The 15,663-nt window shown below is 57.0% G+C and carries 13 protein-coding genes; 11 read left to right on the plus strand and 2 right to left on the minus strand.

What is annotated here, in order from left to right; translation table 11 throughout:
* The first annotated feature begins 3 nt into the window (after nucleotides 1–3).
* From D6851_RS01985 to D6851_RS02025, 9 genes are read left to right on the plus strand one after another with little or no spacing between them, the layout of a single operon-like run.
* On the plus strand, nucleotides 4–624 hold the full coding sequence (locus tag D6851_RS01985; protein WP_120323176.1) for an NADH-quinone oxidoreductase subunit J: 621 nt from the start codon (nucleotides 4–6) through the stop codon (nucleotides 622–624).
* A 13-nt stretch (nucleotides 625–637) separates the two neighbouring features.
* A complete protein-coding gene (gene nuoK / locus D6851_RS01990; RefSeq protein WP_120323492.1) occupies nucleotides 638–943 on the plus strand; it encodes an NADH-quinone oxidoreductase subunit NuoK in 306 nt (101 codons plus the stop codon).
* Nucleotides 944–949: 6 nt separating this feature from the next.
* On the plus strand, nucleotides 950–3,013 hold the full coding sequence (nuoL, locus tag D6851_RS01995; RefSeq protein ID WP_120323177.1) for an NADH-quinone oxidoreductase subunit L: 2,064 nt from the start codon (nucleotides 950–952) through the stop codon (nucleotides 3,011–3,013).
* Complete coding sequence (locus D6851_RS02000) at nucleotides 3,014–4,564, plus strand: NADH-quinone oxidoreductase subunit M (protein ID WP_120323178.1); 1,551 nt, start codon at nucleotides 3,014–3,016, stop codon at nucleotides 4,562–4,564.
* Nucleotides 4,564–6,030 carry an NADH-quinone oxidoreductase subunit NuoN gene (gene nuoN / locus D6851_RS02005; protein WP_120323179.1) on the plus strand — a complete coding sequence of 489 codons (1,467 nt, stop codon included), beginning with the start codon at nucleotides 4,564–4,566 and terminating at the stop codon, nucleotides 6,028–6,030. The genes D6851_RS02000 and nuoN overlap by 1 nt, the downstream gene beginning before the upstream one ends.
* Before the next feature lie 11 nt (nucleotides 6,031–6,041).
* Nucleotides 6,042–6,770, plus strand: coding sequence for a biotin--[acetyl-CoA-carboxylase] ligase (locus D6851_RS02010; RefSeq protein WP_120323180.1), 729 nt, complete (start codon nucleotides 6,042–6,044; stop codon nucleotides 6,768–6,770).
* Between the two features lie 3 nt (nucleotides 6,771–6,773).
* Nucleotides 6,774–7,553 carry a type III pantothenate kinase gene (locus tag D6851_RS02015; RefSeq protein ID WP_120323181.1) on the plus strand — a complete coding sequence of 260 codons (780 nt, stop codon included), beginning with the start codon at nucleotides 6,774–6,776 and terminating at the stop codon, nucleotides 7,551–7,553.
* On the plus strand, nucleotides 7,550–9,199 hold the full coding sequence (locus tag D6851_RS02020) for a ribonuclease J (RefSeq protein ID WP_238473893.1): 1,650 nt from the start codon (nucleotides 7,550–7,552) through the stop codon (nucleotides 9,197–9,199). Before D6851_RS02015 ends, D6851_RS02020 begins: the two co-directional genes overlap by 4 nt.
* Before the next feature lie 4 nt (nucleotides 9,200–9,203).
* A complete protein-coding gene (locus D6851_RS02025) occupies nucleotides 9,204–9,491 on the plus strand; it encodes a DUF1467 family protein (RefSeq protein ID WP_120323182.1) in 288 nt (95 codons plus the stop codon).
* Nucleotides 9,492–9,494: 3 nt separating this feature from the next.
* Here the strand turns inward: D6851_RS02025 and D6851_RS02030 are convergent, their stop codons facing one another.
* Nucleotides 9,495–10,556 (minus strand): NAD(P)H-dependent flavin oxidoreductase, encoded by a 1,062-nt coding sequence (locus D6851_RS02030; protein WP_120323183.1) that lies wholly within the window; start codon nucleotides 10,554–10,556, stop codon nucleotides 9,495–9,497.
* Nucleotides 10,557–10,573: 17 nt separating this feature from the next.
* The gene (locus tag D6851_RS02035; RefSeq protein WP_120323184.1) at nucleotides 10,574–13,249 is read right to left on the minus strand and encodes a coiled-coil domain-containing protein; all 2,676 of its coding nucleotides are present in this window, start codon (nucleotides 13,247–13,249) and stop codon (nucleotides 10,574–10,576) included.
* 219 nt (nucleotides 13,250–13,468) lie between these two features.
* Here D6851_RS02035 and D6851_RS02040 point away from each other — a divergent pair, with 219 nt between their 5' ends.
* Both D6851_RS02040 and D6851_RS02045 read left to right on the plus strand, forming a co-directional pair.
* Nucleotides 13,469–14,659, plus strand: coding sequence for a hypothetical protein (locus tag D6851_RS02040; RefSeq protein ID WP_120323185.1), 1,191 nt, complete (start codon nucleotides 13,469–13,471; stop codon nucleotides 14,657–14,659).
* Nucleotides 14,660–14,709: 50 nt separating this feature from the next.
* On the plus strand, nucleotides 14,710–15,660 hold the full coding sequence (locus D6851_RS02045; RefSeq protein WP_120323186.1) for a hypothetical protein: 951 nt from the start codon (nucleotides 14,710–14,712) through the stop codon (nucleotides 15,658–15,660).
* The last annotated feature ends 3 nt before the right edge of the window (nucleotides 15,661–15,663 follow it).

Raw genomic sequence — 15,663 nt, forward strand, 5'->3', positions numbered from 1 at the left:
GTCATGATCCATACGATAGCTTTCTATATCTTCGCCGCCATGGTGATCGCCTCCGGGGCGCTCGTCATCATGGCGCGTAACCCGGTCCATTCGGTGCTGTGGCTGATCCTCGCATTTTTCAATGCGGCCGGCCTGATGGTGCTGGTCGGAGCCGAATTCATCGCCATGCTGCTGGTGATTGTCTATGTCGGCGCGGTTGCGGTGCTGTTCCTCTTCGTCGTGATGATGCTCGAAATCGACTTCGCTGAAATGCGCGCCGGTTTTGTGAAGTATTTTCCGATAGGGGTGCTGCTCGCCATTGTGCTGGTGGCGGAAATGATCCTCGGCATCGGTGCCTATAGTGCAGGGGCTCTGCATCTCGGTACGGCCGATGGAACCGGCGCACCGCTGATCGGTGAAAGCAATATCGAAAGCATCGGTGCGCTTCTTTATGGCCGGTATCTCTTCCTGTTCGAAAGCGCAGGTCTCGTTTTGCTCGTCGCCATGATCGGTGCGATCGTGCTGACTCATCGTGAACGTGGCGATGTGCGCGGGCATCAGAATATCAACAAGCAGGTTCGTCGCCGTCCGGATGACGCAACCGTCAACACGCGCCCCGAAGTGGGCAAAGGGATTGAACTATGACCGGGGTGAAGCTGTGATCGGCATTGAACATTACGTCGTCGTCAGCTCGATCCTTTTCGTGCTTGGCGTGCTGGGAATTTTCCTTAACCGGAAGAATGTGATCGTGATCCTTATGGCGATCGAGCTCATTCTGCTGTCGGTGAATATCAACTTCGTGGCGTTCAGTGCCTTTCTGAACGATCTGGTCGGCCAGATTTTCGCGATGTTCATTCTAACCGTCGCAGCGGGTGAAGCCGCGATCGGCCTTGCCATTCTGGTTATCTTCTTCCGTGACCGCGGCACGATTGCCGTCGATGACGTCAACCGGATGAAGGGATAAAAGAACATGTCCTCCATCCTGATAATCGTTTTCCTGCCGCTTCTGGCATCGGCCATTGCCGGACTGGGCAATAAGGCTCTCGGCAATGTACCTGCCAAGGTCATCACCACCGGCGCACTGTTCATTTCCTGTGCGCTGAGCTGGCCGATTTTCCTCAGCTATCTCGCCGGTACGGCGGAACCTTCCGTGGTTCCGGTGCTGATGTGGGTACAGTCTGGCGATTTTGCATTCGACTGGGCTCTGCGCGTCGACACGATGACGGCGATTATGCTGGTGGTCATCACCAGCGTGTCGGCTCTCGTGCATCTTTATAGCTGGGGCTATATGGATGACGAGCCGGATCAGCCGCGTTTCTTCGCTTATCTTTGCCTGTTCACCTTCGCCATGCTGATGCTGGTGACGGCCGATAACCTCGTTCAGATGTTCTTCGGTTGGGAAGGCGTTGGCCTGGCCTCTTATCTGCTGATCGGCTTCTGGTTCCGCAAACCGAGTGCCGGAGCTGCTGCGATCAAGGCCTTTGTGGTCAACCGTGTGGGCGACCTTGGCTTCATGCTCGGTATTTTCGGCACGTTCCTTGTGTTCGGTACGGTTTCGATTCCCGAAATCCTTGCGGCTGCTCCGGGAATGTCGGGGGCGACCCTGCATTTCCTCGGCATGGAATTCCACACCATGACGATCCTGACGCTGCTGCTCTTCATCGGCGCGATGGGTAAATCGGCTCAGCTCGGTCTTCACACCTGGTTGCCCGACGCCATGGAAGGCCCGACGCCGGTTTCCGCACTAATCCATGCGGCGACCATGGTGACGGCCGGTGTGTTCATGGTGTGTCGTTTGTCGCCGATGTTTCAGGCGGCGCCCGACACGATGACTTTCGTCACACTGATCGGCGGACTAACCTGTCTGTTTGCAGCCACTATCGGTACGACACAGTGGGATATTAAGCGTGTGATCGCTTATTCGACCTGTTCGCAGCTCGGCTATATGTTCTTCGCTGCCGGTGTCGGCGCATACGGTGTGGCGATGTTCCACCTGTTCACGCACGCTTTCTTCAAGGCGCTGCTCTTCCTCGGTGCCGGTTCGGTGATCCATTCCATGCATCACGAACAGGATATGCGTTACTATGGTGCGCTTCGTAAGCAGATCCCGGTAACCTTCTGGGCGATGATGGCGGGGACGCTGGCGATCACCGGTGTCGGTGTTTACTGGCTCCATGCAGGCTTTGCCGGTTACCATTCCAAGGATGCCATTCTCGAAGCGGCTTTTGCCAGCGGCACTGAAATGGGCCGCACAGCCTTCTGGCTGGGTGCGATCGCTGCCTTGCTGACGAGCTTCTATAGCTGGCGACTGATGTTCCTGACCTTCTGGGGCAAGCCGCGCTGGTCACAGTCTGAGCATATTCAGCATGCCGTTCATCACGGTCATGATGAACCTGAAGAAGCCAATCCGGCGCGTCAGGAAGATTCCGGCCACGATGTCAGCCATCACGTTCCGTCTCCGGAAGAAGACGATGGCACTGCCGGGTATCATCCGCATGAAAGCGGTTGGGTAATGCTGGTGCCACTGATCCTTTTGTCGGTTGGCGCTGTCTTTGCCGGCTTCGTGTTCAGCCCCTACTTCGTGGAAAGCGAGAGCTTCTGGCAGGGATCGATCGTTTATAACGAACATCTCATGCACGAAATGCACGGCATTCCGACCTGGGTGAAACTGTCTGCCTCCATCGCGATGTTGATCGGTCTGGCTGTTGCCTGGTTCGCTTACATCAAGGACACGTCCATTCCGGGCAAATTCGTCAATCAGTTCAGGCAGGTTCACGCTTTCCTCTACAACAAGTGGTATTTCGACGAGTTGTACAATCTGATCTTCGTCCGTCCGGCATTCTGGCTCGGCAAGGTCTTCTGGAAGCAGGGCGATGTCGGCCTGATCGACCGGTTCGGTCCTAACGGTGCGGCCTGGGTCGTCGAACGTGGCGCTGTCGTCGCGAAGAAGATCCAGTCCGGCTATCTCTATTCCTATGCGCTAATCATGCTGCTCGGCTTGATTGCCGCGATCAGCTGGGTGATGGTGCGCTAAATGGAGGGTTTTCCAATTCTTTCGCTGATGCTGCTGGTGCCGCTCGTCGGAGCGGTGGCCTGTCTCTTCGCAGAGGCTCGCGCCGCGCGTATGATCGCGCTCATCGCAACCCTGATCGATCTCGCTCTGGGGATCGTGTTGTGGCTCAATTTCGATGTCGGCGGAGCTCAGTGGCAGTTCGTCGAACGCGCTGAACTGTTTGCCGGTTTCAGCTGGGCGCTGGGGATCGACGGTATTGCTCTGTTGCTGATCCTGCTGTCGGTTTTCCTCATGCCGATCTGTATCGGTGCGAGCTGGAAATCGATCACCAAGCGCGTGGGCGAATATATGGCGGCGTTCCTGCTGATGGAGGTGCTGATGATCGGCGTCTTCGCAGCGCAGGACCTCTTCCTGTTCTACATCTTCTTCGAATCCAGCCTTATTCCGATGTATCTCATCATCGGCATCTGGGGTGGCGATAACCGGATCTATGCCAGTTATAAATTCTTCCTCTACACTTTGCTCGGTTCGGTGCTGATGCTGATCGCGATGCTGTGGATGGTGAATGTAGCCGGGACGACCGATATTCCCACGCTGATGGCCTATGATTTCCCGGTAAAGGCGCAAACATTGCTGTGGCTGGCTTTCTTCGCCAGTTTTGCGGTGAAAATGCCGATGTGGCCGGTTCACACCTGGTTGCCTGACGCTCACGTGCAGGCTCCGACGGCAGGCTCTGTTATTCTGGCCGGTGTGCTTCTGAAGATGGGCGGTTACGGTTTCATCCGTTTCTCGCTGCCTATGCTGCCTGAAGCCTCGTCCTATTTTGCCGATTTCGTCTGGGCTCTGTCGATGATCGCGGTGGTCGTCACCAGCCTTATCGCTCTGGTCCAGAGCGACATGAAGAAGCTGATCGCCTATTCATCGGTCGCCCATATGGCGATTGTGACGGTGGGCCTGTTCTCCTTCAATGTGCAGGGCCTCGAAGGCTCGGTAATGCTGATGCTGGCGCATGGTCTGGTTTCAGGCGCGCTCTTCCTGTGTGTCGGCGTTATTTATGACCGGCTACACACGCGTGAGATTGCCCGGTATGGCGGCCTGGCCGTGAACATGCCGAAATATGCGGTGTTGTTCCTGTTCTTCACCATGGCCAGCATCGGCCTTCCGGGAACGGCCAACTTTGTCGGCGAATTCCTCAGCCTTGCTGGTATCTATCAGGTATCGACCTGGGCCGCGCTGATCTGCGGTACAGGCATTATTCTGGGTGCAGCTTATATGTTGTATCTTTATCGCCGGGTTGCTTTCGGCGAACAGAAGAATGCCGATGCCGCAGCTTTGCCCGATCTGGATGCCCGCGAATGGGTCATGCTTGGTGCGCTGGCTGCTGCGACCTTGTGGATGGGCGTCTATCCCGAAAGCTTCATGGCACCGATGCGCAATGACATTGCGACACTCGAAGCCCGGCTTGCCCAAGCGGCTCCGGAAAGCGATTCACATTTTGAAATGGGGGAACCCGTACCAATGGCAGATCATGCCGACGCTGCTCATGAAGCAGCCGAGGGGGGAGCACACTGATGGATTTCAAGTCTTCCCTTGGGCTGATTGCGCCCGAGATTATCCTTTCGGTTTCCAGTCTCGTACTGTTGCTGGTCGCCGCCTGGGCCGGTGACAAGGCCAGCCGCGCGATCAGCGTCATTGCCTGCTTCGTTCTGGGCGCCTGTTTCTTCTTGGTTGCGCCGATGGTTTGCGCCGGAGTCGCAGGCCCGGACGCAGTGGCTTTTGATGGTCTGTTTACCGCCGATGCTTTCGCCGGTTTCGCCAAGCTGCTGATTTTCGCGGCGACGGGTGCCGCACTGGTGATTGCACCGAGCTTCTTTGACCGCACCCGTTCGATGAAGGCCGAATATCCGGTTCTCATCCTGCTGGCCGCGCTGGGCATGTCGCTGATGGTTTCGGCCACCGATTTGCTTACGCTGTATATCGGTCTCGAACTGAACAGTCTGGCGTCCTACGTTCTTGCCGCTTTTCTGCGTAATGATGAGCGTTCGGCGGAAGCGGGTCTGAAATATTTCGTCCTCGGGGCATTGGCGAGCGGTATTTTGCTGTTCGGCATGAGCCTGACTTACGGCTTCACCGGTTCCACCGATTTCACGGCGGTCCGGGCAGCTCTGACGGGTGACATGTCCACCGGTGCGCTGTTCGCCGTGATCTTCGTGCTGGCCGGTCTGGCGTTCAAGATTTCGGCTGTGCCGTTCCATATGTGGACGCCGGATGTCTATGAAGGCTCTCCAACGCCTGTCACAGCGTTCTTTGCCACTGCACCGAAGGTGGCCGCTGTTGCTCTGTTGATGCGGGTTTCGCTCGATGCGTTCGGTATGCAGGCGGATGCCTGGCGCCAGATCGTGCTTTTTGTGGCACTGGCTTCGATCATAGTCGGTGCGCTGGGCGCTATCGGTCAGGCCAATATCAAGCGTCTGATGGCCTTCAGTTCGATCAATAATGTCGGCTTCATCCTGATCGGCCTTGTCACCGGAACGGTGGACGGGGCGAGTGCGATGCTGGTCTATCTGGCCATTTATATCGCCATGACTGCGGGCAGCTTTATCGCCATCGTAATGATGAAGGACGAAAATGGCGCTCCGGTTGAGCTGATCGCCGATATCGCCGGTCTGTCGCGTAGCAAGCCGCTTCTCGCCGCCTGTCTGGCGATGATGATGTTCAGCCTTGCCGGTATTCCGCCGCTATTCGGTTTCTGGGGTAAGTTTGTAGTGTTTCAGGCTGCTGTTGAAGCCGATTATGTGGCGCTGGCCGCAGTTGGTATCGCTGCCAGCGTGATCGGTGCCTTCTATTATCTGAAGATCGTCAAGGTCATGTATTTTGACGAGCCGGCGGATGTGGTGAAGGGGTCTTCGGACTGGGCGCACTGGGCTTTGCTTGCCATCAGCGCGTTGTTCATTTCTCCGCTTGGCTATTTGCTGACAGGCTGGCTCGGCGGCGTTGCGGATAAGGCTGCGACGACATTGTTCCTCGTGGCCGCCTGAGCGGCACCGGTTTGATCGAGTTCGTCGCCGAGACGGGGTCTACCAACGCTGACCTTCTCTCTCGCCTCATGTCGGGAGAGAAGGTCGCTGAAGGCGACTGGCTGGTAGCGAACCGGCAAACTGCGGGGCGCGGACGTCAGGGACGGAGCTGGCTTAGCGAAGCCGGTAATTTTTACGGCTCTACTGTCGTCTTTCCGCAAGCGAGTGACCCTGTTCCGGCCGGATTGTCCTTCGTGACTGCACTGGCTTTGTATGAAGCGCTGGTGCCGATGCTCGAACGGCCCGATTGTCTGCGTCTCAAATGGCCCAACGATGTTCTGCTCGATGGTGCAAAGCTGGCCGGAATCCTGTTGGAAAGCAAGGGATCGGGTCCCGGCAGCGGGCTGGTTATCGGTGTCGGTGTGAATCTCGCAGCCGCCCCTGCCATAGCCGATAGGGACGTGCGTAGTGTTGCCGGAAGAGGCGTAGCGCCCGACCGCGATCTTTTCGCCAGTCGTCTGGCGGAGTCTTTCAGCAAAGAACTCCGTTTGTGGCGTCAGCAGGGTTTGAGCCCGGTGCTGGAGCGCTGGCTTGCCGTGGCGCATCCTGTTGGCACTCCCTTATCCGTCCATGCTACGGATAGTTCCCGGATCAGCGGGCGCTTTGCCGGACTGGGCGATGACGGGGCGCTGCTGCTGGAGGATAATCAGGGCAAAACGCATAGGCTGCATGCCGGTGATGTAATGCTGGGAAGGAATTGAGCCATGCTTCTGGCCGTGGATATGGGCAATACCAATGTCGTTTTCGCTTTGTTCGAAGATGGCGAGATCCGTACACGCTGGCGCATAGCGACCGATCCCCGCCGTACCGGTGACGAATATGCGGTCTGGTTGATCCAGCTCATGCAGATCGAGAAAATCGAACCAGCGGTCATCACACAGATGATCGTGTCCACAGTGGTTCCCCGGGCAAGACATAACCTCGAAGTGCTGGGCCAGAAATATTTTGGTGTAACACCCATTTTTGCCGGGGAGGGCGTGGCCGAATGGGATTTCCCGATTGATGTGGATCAGCCGCGCTCGTTAGGAGCGGACCGGGCGCTCAACGCGCTGGCCGCTCATGCCAAGCATGATGGCGATCTGATCGTGGTGGATTTCGGCACAGCGACGACTTTCGATGTGGTGGATTTCCGCGGTGCCTATAAAGGGGGCATTATCGCTCCCGGTATCAATCTGTCGCTTGAAGCATTGGTGAGCCAGACGGCCAAATTACCCCGCGTGGCGATCGATGCGCCGCATACCAGCTCGGTAGTGGGCCGGAACACCGAAGACCAGATGATGATCGGTCTGTTCTGGGGCTATGTCGCGATGATGGAGGGGCTGATTGCCCGGTTGCGCGCGGAAATCGGCCGCCCGGCCAAAGTTGTTGCGACAGGTGGCCTGGCCATCCTGTTCGACCAGAAAACGGAGATTTTTGACGCTGTGGATGCTGATCTGACCCTTGAGGGCCTTGCCCTTCTCGCTGAACGGACGAATGCCCGGTGAAAAAGAATTACGCACCCGAAGATGAGGTTCTTTTCCTCGCACTTGGCGGCTCCGGCGAGATCGGCATGAATGTCAATCTTTATGGCTGTCAGGGCAAATGGCTGATGGTCGATCTGGGTATGACCTTCAGCGGCAATGAATATCCCGGTGTCGATCTGGTTTTTGCCGATCCGGACTTTATTGAGGACCGGCTCGATGATCTTCTGGGCATTGTGCTGACGCATGCGCATGAAGATCACATTGGCGCCATTCCCTATTTTGCCGCCGATTTCGGCGTACCTCTCTACGCCACCCCTTTTACTGCCGAACTGATCCGACGAAAATTGCAGGAAGCCGGCATTGCTGATGAGGTCGAGCTGCATGTGGTCGATGACGATCATGGCCGTATCGAGCTGGGGCCTTTCGGCATATCCTATGTGCCGCTTGCGCATTCCATTGCCGAAGGCAACGCGCTGTTGATCGACACACCGCAGGGACGCATTTTCCACACTGGCGACTGGAAGCTCGACGAGGAACCGCTGATCGGTGAGCCGGCGACCGAAGAAGAACTGACTGCGATCGGCGATGAAGGTGTATTGGCGCTCGTTTGCGATTCCACCAATGTTTTCAATCCGGTGCCCTCCGGCTCGGAGGGTGCGGTCTATCGTGGATTGCTGGAGGAAGTGCAGCGCCATACGGGCAAGCGCGTGCTGGTGACGACTTTCGCTTCCAATGTCGCCCGTCTTCAGACGCTCGGTTATATTGCGCAGGAAACCAATCGCAAACTGTGTGTTGCGGGTCGCTCGCTGGACCGGATCATCGAGGTGGCAAAGGCAAATGGCTATTTGCGGGAATTTCCGCCCACGGTGGATTTCGACACGGCGATGTCCCTGCCGCGCGGTGAAATTCTGATTGTTGCGACAGGTGGGCAGGGTGAGCCGCGTGCGGCTCTTGCCCGGATTGCCGAGGATAATCACCCGATCGGTCTCGATAAAGGCGATGTGGTGCTGTTTTCCAGCCGTCAGATTCCCGGGAACGAATTGTCGATCGGGCGAGTGCAGAACCGTCTGGCGGAACGTGGTATCACCATGATTACCGACCGGCAGAGTGCAATTCACGTTTCGGGCCATCCGGGACGACCGGAACTTGAAGCGCTTTATAGCTGGCTGAAGCCGGAAATTCTTGTGCCCGTTCACGGCGAAATCCGGCATATGCAGGAACAGGCGCGGGTAGGGCTTGCCAATGGCATACCGCATGCTGTGTTTCAGAAGAATGGCGATATTGTTCGCCTTGCCCCCGGAACACCGGGCAAGATAGGTGAGATCGAGACCGGGCGTCTGGTACTGGATGGCGATGTCATTATTCCGGCTGACGGTGAAGCCATCAGTATGCGGCGGCGCATGGCGCGTGACGGGATGCTGATCGTGGTTCTTGATGGCACTCTCAGCCCGCAAATTCAGGGATTTGGCGTTCCACTCGATGAAGATTATGATGCTTTCGTGAGTGAAGCGGAAGAGGATGTAGGAAAGGCCATCGCCAAACTGAAGGGCGGTGCGCGGCACGACCGTGAAGCCGTTATGGAAACGGCACGGCTTGCGGCACGGCGCGCGGCACAGCGCTGGTCAGGCAAGAAACCGCAGACGCGGGTGATACTGGCCGGAGGCTGAAGCGATGCAGTGGACATCGATCCTGGCGATTTATGCTCTTGTCTGGATCATGTGCGGTTTCATCATGCTGCCTTTCGGCATTCGCACGCATGAGGAGCAGGGGCTGGATAAAGTTCCGGGGCAAGCCGAGAGCGCTCCGGCCAACTTCCGCCCCTGGCGTGTGGTTATCCGGGCGAGTATTCTCGCTGCCGTCATATGCGGAGTGTTCGTGGCGAATTACCACTATGGCTGGGTCGGGCTGAACGATCTCAACCTCTATGACCCACCCGAAGCATGGTCTGGAAATCGTTAGATCTCAGAGGCTTTGCGCTAGTTCCTGGCACAATGTTTCAACCAGCCGGGCAACGGGCATGATGCGGCTCAAGGGCGCGCCCTGTCCGGCCCAGCTCGCTGCAAAGCTGTAATCCCCCTCGGCTTTGGCGGCCATGTGAAGGGCTTTGCCTGCATCGTAGGCTATCGGGTAGTCCGGGATGCTGGCGACCGAAATCTCGTCTTCCAAGGCGGTAAAGCGATTGGCGATACAGCGTGCCGGGCGCCCGGAAATAACCCGAGTCAGGCGTGTATGTTCGGCAGCAGGGCCGGTGAGTGCATGACGATAGGCTTCATCGGCGGCGGATTCGGGGCAGCCTATAAAAGCCGTGCCCATTTGTGCGGCTACAGCACCCAGTTTCAAAGCTGCAACTATCCCGGCTCCATCCATAATTCCACCGGCAGCGATGACGGGGAGGGTGGATTTTTGTACGAGCAAACGTGTCAGGGCGAATGTCCCGAGCCGTTCATCGGGCTGGTCGGGATCGAATATTCCCCGATGACCGCCCGCTTCGATCCCCTGAGCAATAATGGCGTCCAGCCCGGCCTGTTCTATGGCTTGCGCTTCTTCAAGACTGGTCGCTGATGCCAGAAGGATCGAGCCATTCGCCTTCAGTGCCTGCACAGCATCGTTGGAGGGCAGCCCGAAATGGAAGCTAACCACAGCGGGACGCATATCGAGCAACAGCGCCAGCATTTCAGGATCTTGATCGAAGGTGCGATAGATTTCATGAAGCTTTTCCGGCGGTTGTGTGTCGAACTCTGCGAAATAGGGGTGCAGGGACGTAATCCAGTCCGCTTCCTTCGCACGGTTTTCCTGCGCAGGCTGGTGAGCGAACAGATTGACGTTGAATGGCTTCTCCGTGGCCGAGCGAAGCTGAGACATCATCTCTCCGGCTTTGCTCGCATTGGCAGCGCCAAGGCCCAGAGAACCAAGCGCTCCGGCATTGGAGACAGCGGCGGCCAGTTCCGGTGTCGTAATTCCGGCCATCGGAGCCTGAATAAGCGGAATAGTCAGGCCAAGCCGTTCACAGAAAGCAGGTAACATTCAAAGCACCGGAAATTTCAGCTCCGCAAACGATCAATAGCCTGAGCGAGTGCGACATAGAGGCGGCCCATATCGGAGGAAAGCAGAGTCACGCCCAGCGCGTTCCCGTCACGCGTCGAGAGAATATCGCGCAGCATGGCTTCGAAATCGTGAATATACCGACTGACCGTTTCCCGAAAATGCGGGTCCTCCTCATAGATTTCGATGATCTGTCGCGCTTCGGAATTATCGAGCAGACGAACGGCACGGCGCGTGAAGATGCCGCGATCTCCGCGCAGATAACTGGCCCAGGCGGTATCGGTCACTTCATTGGAGAAGACCTTGCCAATATCGATAGCGCTTGAGTTGAGGGATTCGATAATCAGCGCCATGCGACGTGAAAAATCGTTGTCGAGCTGTTCTTCGGCCTGTTCGCGCGCATAAGCGACGCGGCTTTCGAGATTGCCGGCCAGTTCATCGACCCGGCGCAACTCATTGGCAAGCTGAGCTGCGGCTTCCTGGCTGGCTGTGCTGGCACGCGAAGCGCTGTCTTCAAGCTGGCCGACGGCCTTCTCTGTATGTTCGCGCAAGGCTTCGGTGATGGCATCGCCGCTTTCTTGCGCAATCCGGGCGGCAATGGCCCGAATGGCTTCGGCATTTTCTCCTTCGAGATTGGTAATGGCCTGACGCGCAGCATCCTGCATCGCATTGATAGCCTGTTGCAACTCTGTTTGCGCGCGTTCGGCCAGTTCTGTGCTTTCGGCGTTGGCCGCGCCGAGTTCTTCGCGCAGTGCGGCGATATGCGTGCTGTGTGCGGAGCCCTTTTCCGCCAGCCGGTCATGCAATTCGTCAAGCTGTTGCAGGGCAGCTGCACCTTCCTGACGGGCGCTTTCGACCTGGTGACTGATTTCAGCCCCTTTCCGGCCTGCATCGCCGAGCCGGGCAGCAATGCTTTCGATGCGCTCTTCGAACTGAGCCAACTGTGCTTCGGCAGCGGTGACCGCTTCAGGCAGGTCTGTCCGCCCATGATCGGCGCTTGAACGAATAATTTCGAGCAGGCGAATGCCATCATTGGTGATCGACTGAACCAGAGTTCCTGTATTCTCGAGCGTGTCGCGGCTTTCTGTGACGCGGTCACGCAGTGCGGAAACGGTTTCTGCCAGAAGGTGACCTGTTTCGTCTCCCTGAGCGACGATAGCCTGCATCTGGCTGTTCAGAGAGGCGACACGATCGGACAAGGCGTCACCGCGTTCGACCAGGCGGTTGACATATTCAACCTGCTCTTCCTGTCGCGCGATAAGCTGCGCGTCGAATGTCGTCAGGCGCGCATCCAGCGCTGCAAGCGCCTCGGCTTCATGCTGTTGAGCCAGACTGGCTCGCCGTGCTGCTTCCGCATCGAAGCGGTCCAGTCTTTCGGTAAGCCGCGTATCGAAGTCCGCTGTTTGCTCATTGAGCGACAAGAGGCGTTTCTGTGCGCTTTCCACAGCGCGCCGGTCCGTTTCCGAGATCTGCCGGAAGGCATCCTGCATACGCTCTTCGACGGCACCAATTTCCTCTTTCCAGCGGGCCAGAGCTTCATCCTGCCCATTACGGATATCGCGCGCAATCCGGGCACCTTCTTCATTGAGAGCAACGCCCCGCTCGCGCAGAGCGGCCAGAGCATCTTCCTCATGCCGGGCGAGTTCGGCGCGCTTGGCGGCGATCTCTTCTCCCAGCGCTTCTGCCCGACGGCGAATGACAGCCAGAGCCTGTATTTCGCGCCTGTCCAGCTCGGACCGGAAATCCTGACTGGTTTCCTGCAAGGCGGTAAAGCGGGCCCGTGTCTGTACTTCCAACTGACTGGCCTGCGCTTCGAAACCCGCCAGTGTTGCATTGACTTCTTCACGAACGGATTCGACCTGCTGCCGATTGGTGTCGCCGAGCGCGTTGAGCTGTTCGAAACCGGAAATCAGCGTATTCAGCTGGTCTTGTGCAGTGTTGCCGGCCTGACCGATCTGATTGGCCACATCGCGCGCTGAATTGGCAATAACGGGCAAATCGCCACGCAGCTTTTCCATATTGCCAAGAGCTGTATTGCTGACTCTGCTAATGGCTTCCACCTGATTGCCATTGTCGCGGATCAGTTCCTGCAGGCGGTCTGCATGGCCTGAAATCCGGTCAGTCGCGACGCGGCCCAGTGAGTCGAGGTCGCGCGACTGGGCGGCGATAAAATCGCGGGCAAGGCTCAATTCGCGATTGACGGTCGACAGGCGTTCTTCAAGACGGGCGGATTCCTGCGACAGACTGAGTGCGGCATCGCGGAAACGTGCTGTTTCACGGCGGCTATTGCGCATGGCAAGCAACCAGAGCGCTACCACCAGCAGAACCGGAACCGACCATGCGGTGATCCAGTCTGACCAGTCCTGCACGGAGGCGCCGTTCAGCATGGTGGTACGATGGGCATAGATAAAAAATGCCGTCCAGATCAGAATGGCTGCGCTGGCCAAAACAGGGAGTAACCATCCCTTTGCGCCGCTCCCAGCTCCGCTCACTTCTTCATCTTGCAGAGTCGGATCCTCACTCCATTCGTCCTGCATTATCAGATCATCACTGTCATTTGCATCGGGTGTATTCCCGGTGGAATAGGTTGGGGTGTCCAATCCTTCATTTTCGGGAGAAGGAGAAGCATTGGGCTCATGCGAACCGATTGAGACGAGATTCTTTCTGCTTGCCATGAAATGAGATTATCACAGGCTGGCAAATGAGGAACCCCACCTGTGGAGCCATTCCACTGTTTAAAGGCCGGAAAGTTCGCCTTATCCGCTGCAATGATACAGCCCGCATCACTACGAATAGGGAATTAACCTTGTTTTGTGCGGAATAGCCTTGTCGACGGCTTGGAATCACCAATGCTGTGGCCTAGTGACCATGCCATTACAAACAGGAGCCTTTGCTTGCGGATCGCGCTGATATCCCTGCTGCATCATACGGATGACGATCCGTCGGCGTTACGGGGAAGCCTGTCGCTTGCAGGGCGCAGCGTTGCGTTGCGTCAACTGGAATTCGCTCTGGCGCTGGGATGCGAACGCATTTTGTGTCTGGCGCCGGAGCAGGATGTTAGCCTGCATATCTTGCAGAAAACGGCTGAAAAACGCGGTGCCCGCTTTCGTGTCGTGGCCAGCGCACGGGCTTGTATCGGCGCTGCGCATGCAGAGGATTCAGTGCTGGCTCTGGCCGATGGCCTTTTGCCCGAAGCTCTTGAACCGTTTGATTTGCTCGAAGAGGGGACAGGCATTCTGACGCTGAATGCTGAAAAGGGCGTGCCAGCGGGTTTCGAACGGATAGATGGAGAAAAGGCGTGGGCGGGCGCCATGATGTTGCCCGGCAGCTTGCTGGAACGTCTCGCTGAATTGCCGGAGGATGTCGATCCGCAGCCGGCCTTGTTGCGGATTGGACTGCAAGCCGGGATTCGCGAACGCTCCATTTCCGATGACCTTGTGGCCGATGGCCGGTGGCTTATGCTGCAGAAGCGTATCGATCTTGAAGCGCTCGAACCCTTGTGGCTCAGCCGTTCCGTGCCGGATTCACGGAATTTCGCACCGACCGGCCATGCGGTGAGCTGGATTTTACGGCGCTGGGGTACAAGTCTGGCGGAACGAAAAGACAGTCTTCGGATTTTTGCCGGAGCGATTGTTTTTGCGCTCGCTCTGGCGCTTGTCTGCGCATGGTTCGGTTTGTCAGCACTGGCATTTATCATACTGATTGTTCCCGGCTTTCTGATCTCTATGCATCAGGGCATTAAGGTCATCCAAAAGGATGGTTTCAATATAGTTGAACCTGGAAACCTGCTTGAGTCCTCGCTTTATTTCGGCATCGATCTGGCGCTGATCTGGGTTTCGGCCCTTGCTATTCAGGATGATTGGGCCGGACGGCTTTTCCCGCCTGTCATGCTGATGGGGCTGGCTTTTCTCGCTGTTCAGCCGGCACGGCGGACAGTTTGGATCGACATCGTCACGGACCGTGCCGTCCTGGCTGGCCTTTTGGCGATTGCGAGCTTTTGGAGCCAAACTGGAGCAGTCATCATGCTGCTCGCTTTGATATTGCTGTTATTCTGTCTCTGGCGAGCCTGGGAAACAAAAAGATAAGGGGGTTTTAACCTCTGAGACTTACAGCGGCTCGCTGCAATGAGGCGTGAATGAATGAGATTATGGACAATCCGGTGAAACACGAACTGCGCGAAGAGCTGGCGCAGTGCGATGCTGCGATTGCCGGATTTGCGCCGGTTCTAAAGCATCTTTTGCTTTATGAGGATAGTGCCGCATTCAGTGAGAGGGTGGTTGCCCAAAGCCGTGGAATGCTGGCGGATATAGCGCATCAGCTATTTAATAGAAGTGAATTTTTTAACAATAATAACAGTCGTATAAAATCCTTTTCTCAGGAAAAGGATGAACTTGCCGAATGTCTCTGGCAGGACAGCGATTTGCTGACGCATGTTCATGGTCTGGCTATCGAATGGCAGTTGGCGGATTATCTGGAAAGTAATGTGGGACTGGACGTGGCCTTATCCCCTCTGCTGCAGGAACTGGTCGGATCAGGGCGTCCCGAACTGGCTGAAATGGCGATGAGTGTGCTGGCGGCGCAGGCCCGTGCATCGCAACAGGCCATGCGCATGGAATTGCCTGTGGAAGAGCTTCCGGCGGAGCTTTTTGACCGGGTTTTGACTCTTTTTGAACGGGCGCAGAGCGGAACCGAACGGGCGCAGAAAGCGCTGGAAGAGGGCCAGAACCGGCGAAAAGCCTATGATGAACGCCGCATTCGGCTCAATCAGATCGCTCGCTTGCTGGTGATGCTCGGACCGAGGCTTGAAGAGGCGTTATCTATCGATCATGCCGGTGTAGCGATTTTTGCCACCGCCCTTGCGGCAGCGTCGGGACAGGACCGGCATCTCATGCTTTATTCCTTCAGCGAAAATCAGGCTGCGCGCCTCGCTTTGTCGATGCGTGCCGCCGGTTTTCGACGTAAAGTGATGGAGCGGCAATTTGCACTGCTCCATCCTGACTGGACGATGCCACCTGCTTTTGCCGATATTTCCTCTGATGCTGCGCGGGAATTGCTGGCCGCTTCGCCTTTCGGCACGAGTGGCTGAGCG

This window comes from Altericroceibacterium spongiae (assembly GCF_003610805.1).
Lineage (GTDB): Bacteria > Pseudomonadota > Alphaproteobacteria > Sphingomonadales > Sphingomonadaceae > Altericroceibacterium > Altericroceibacterium spongiae.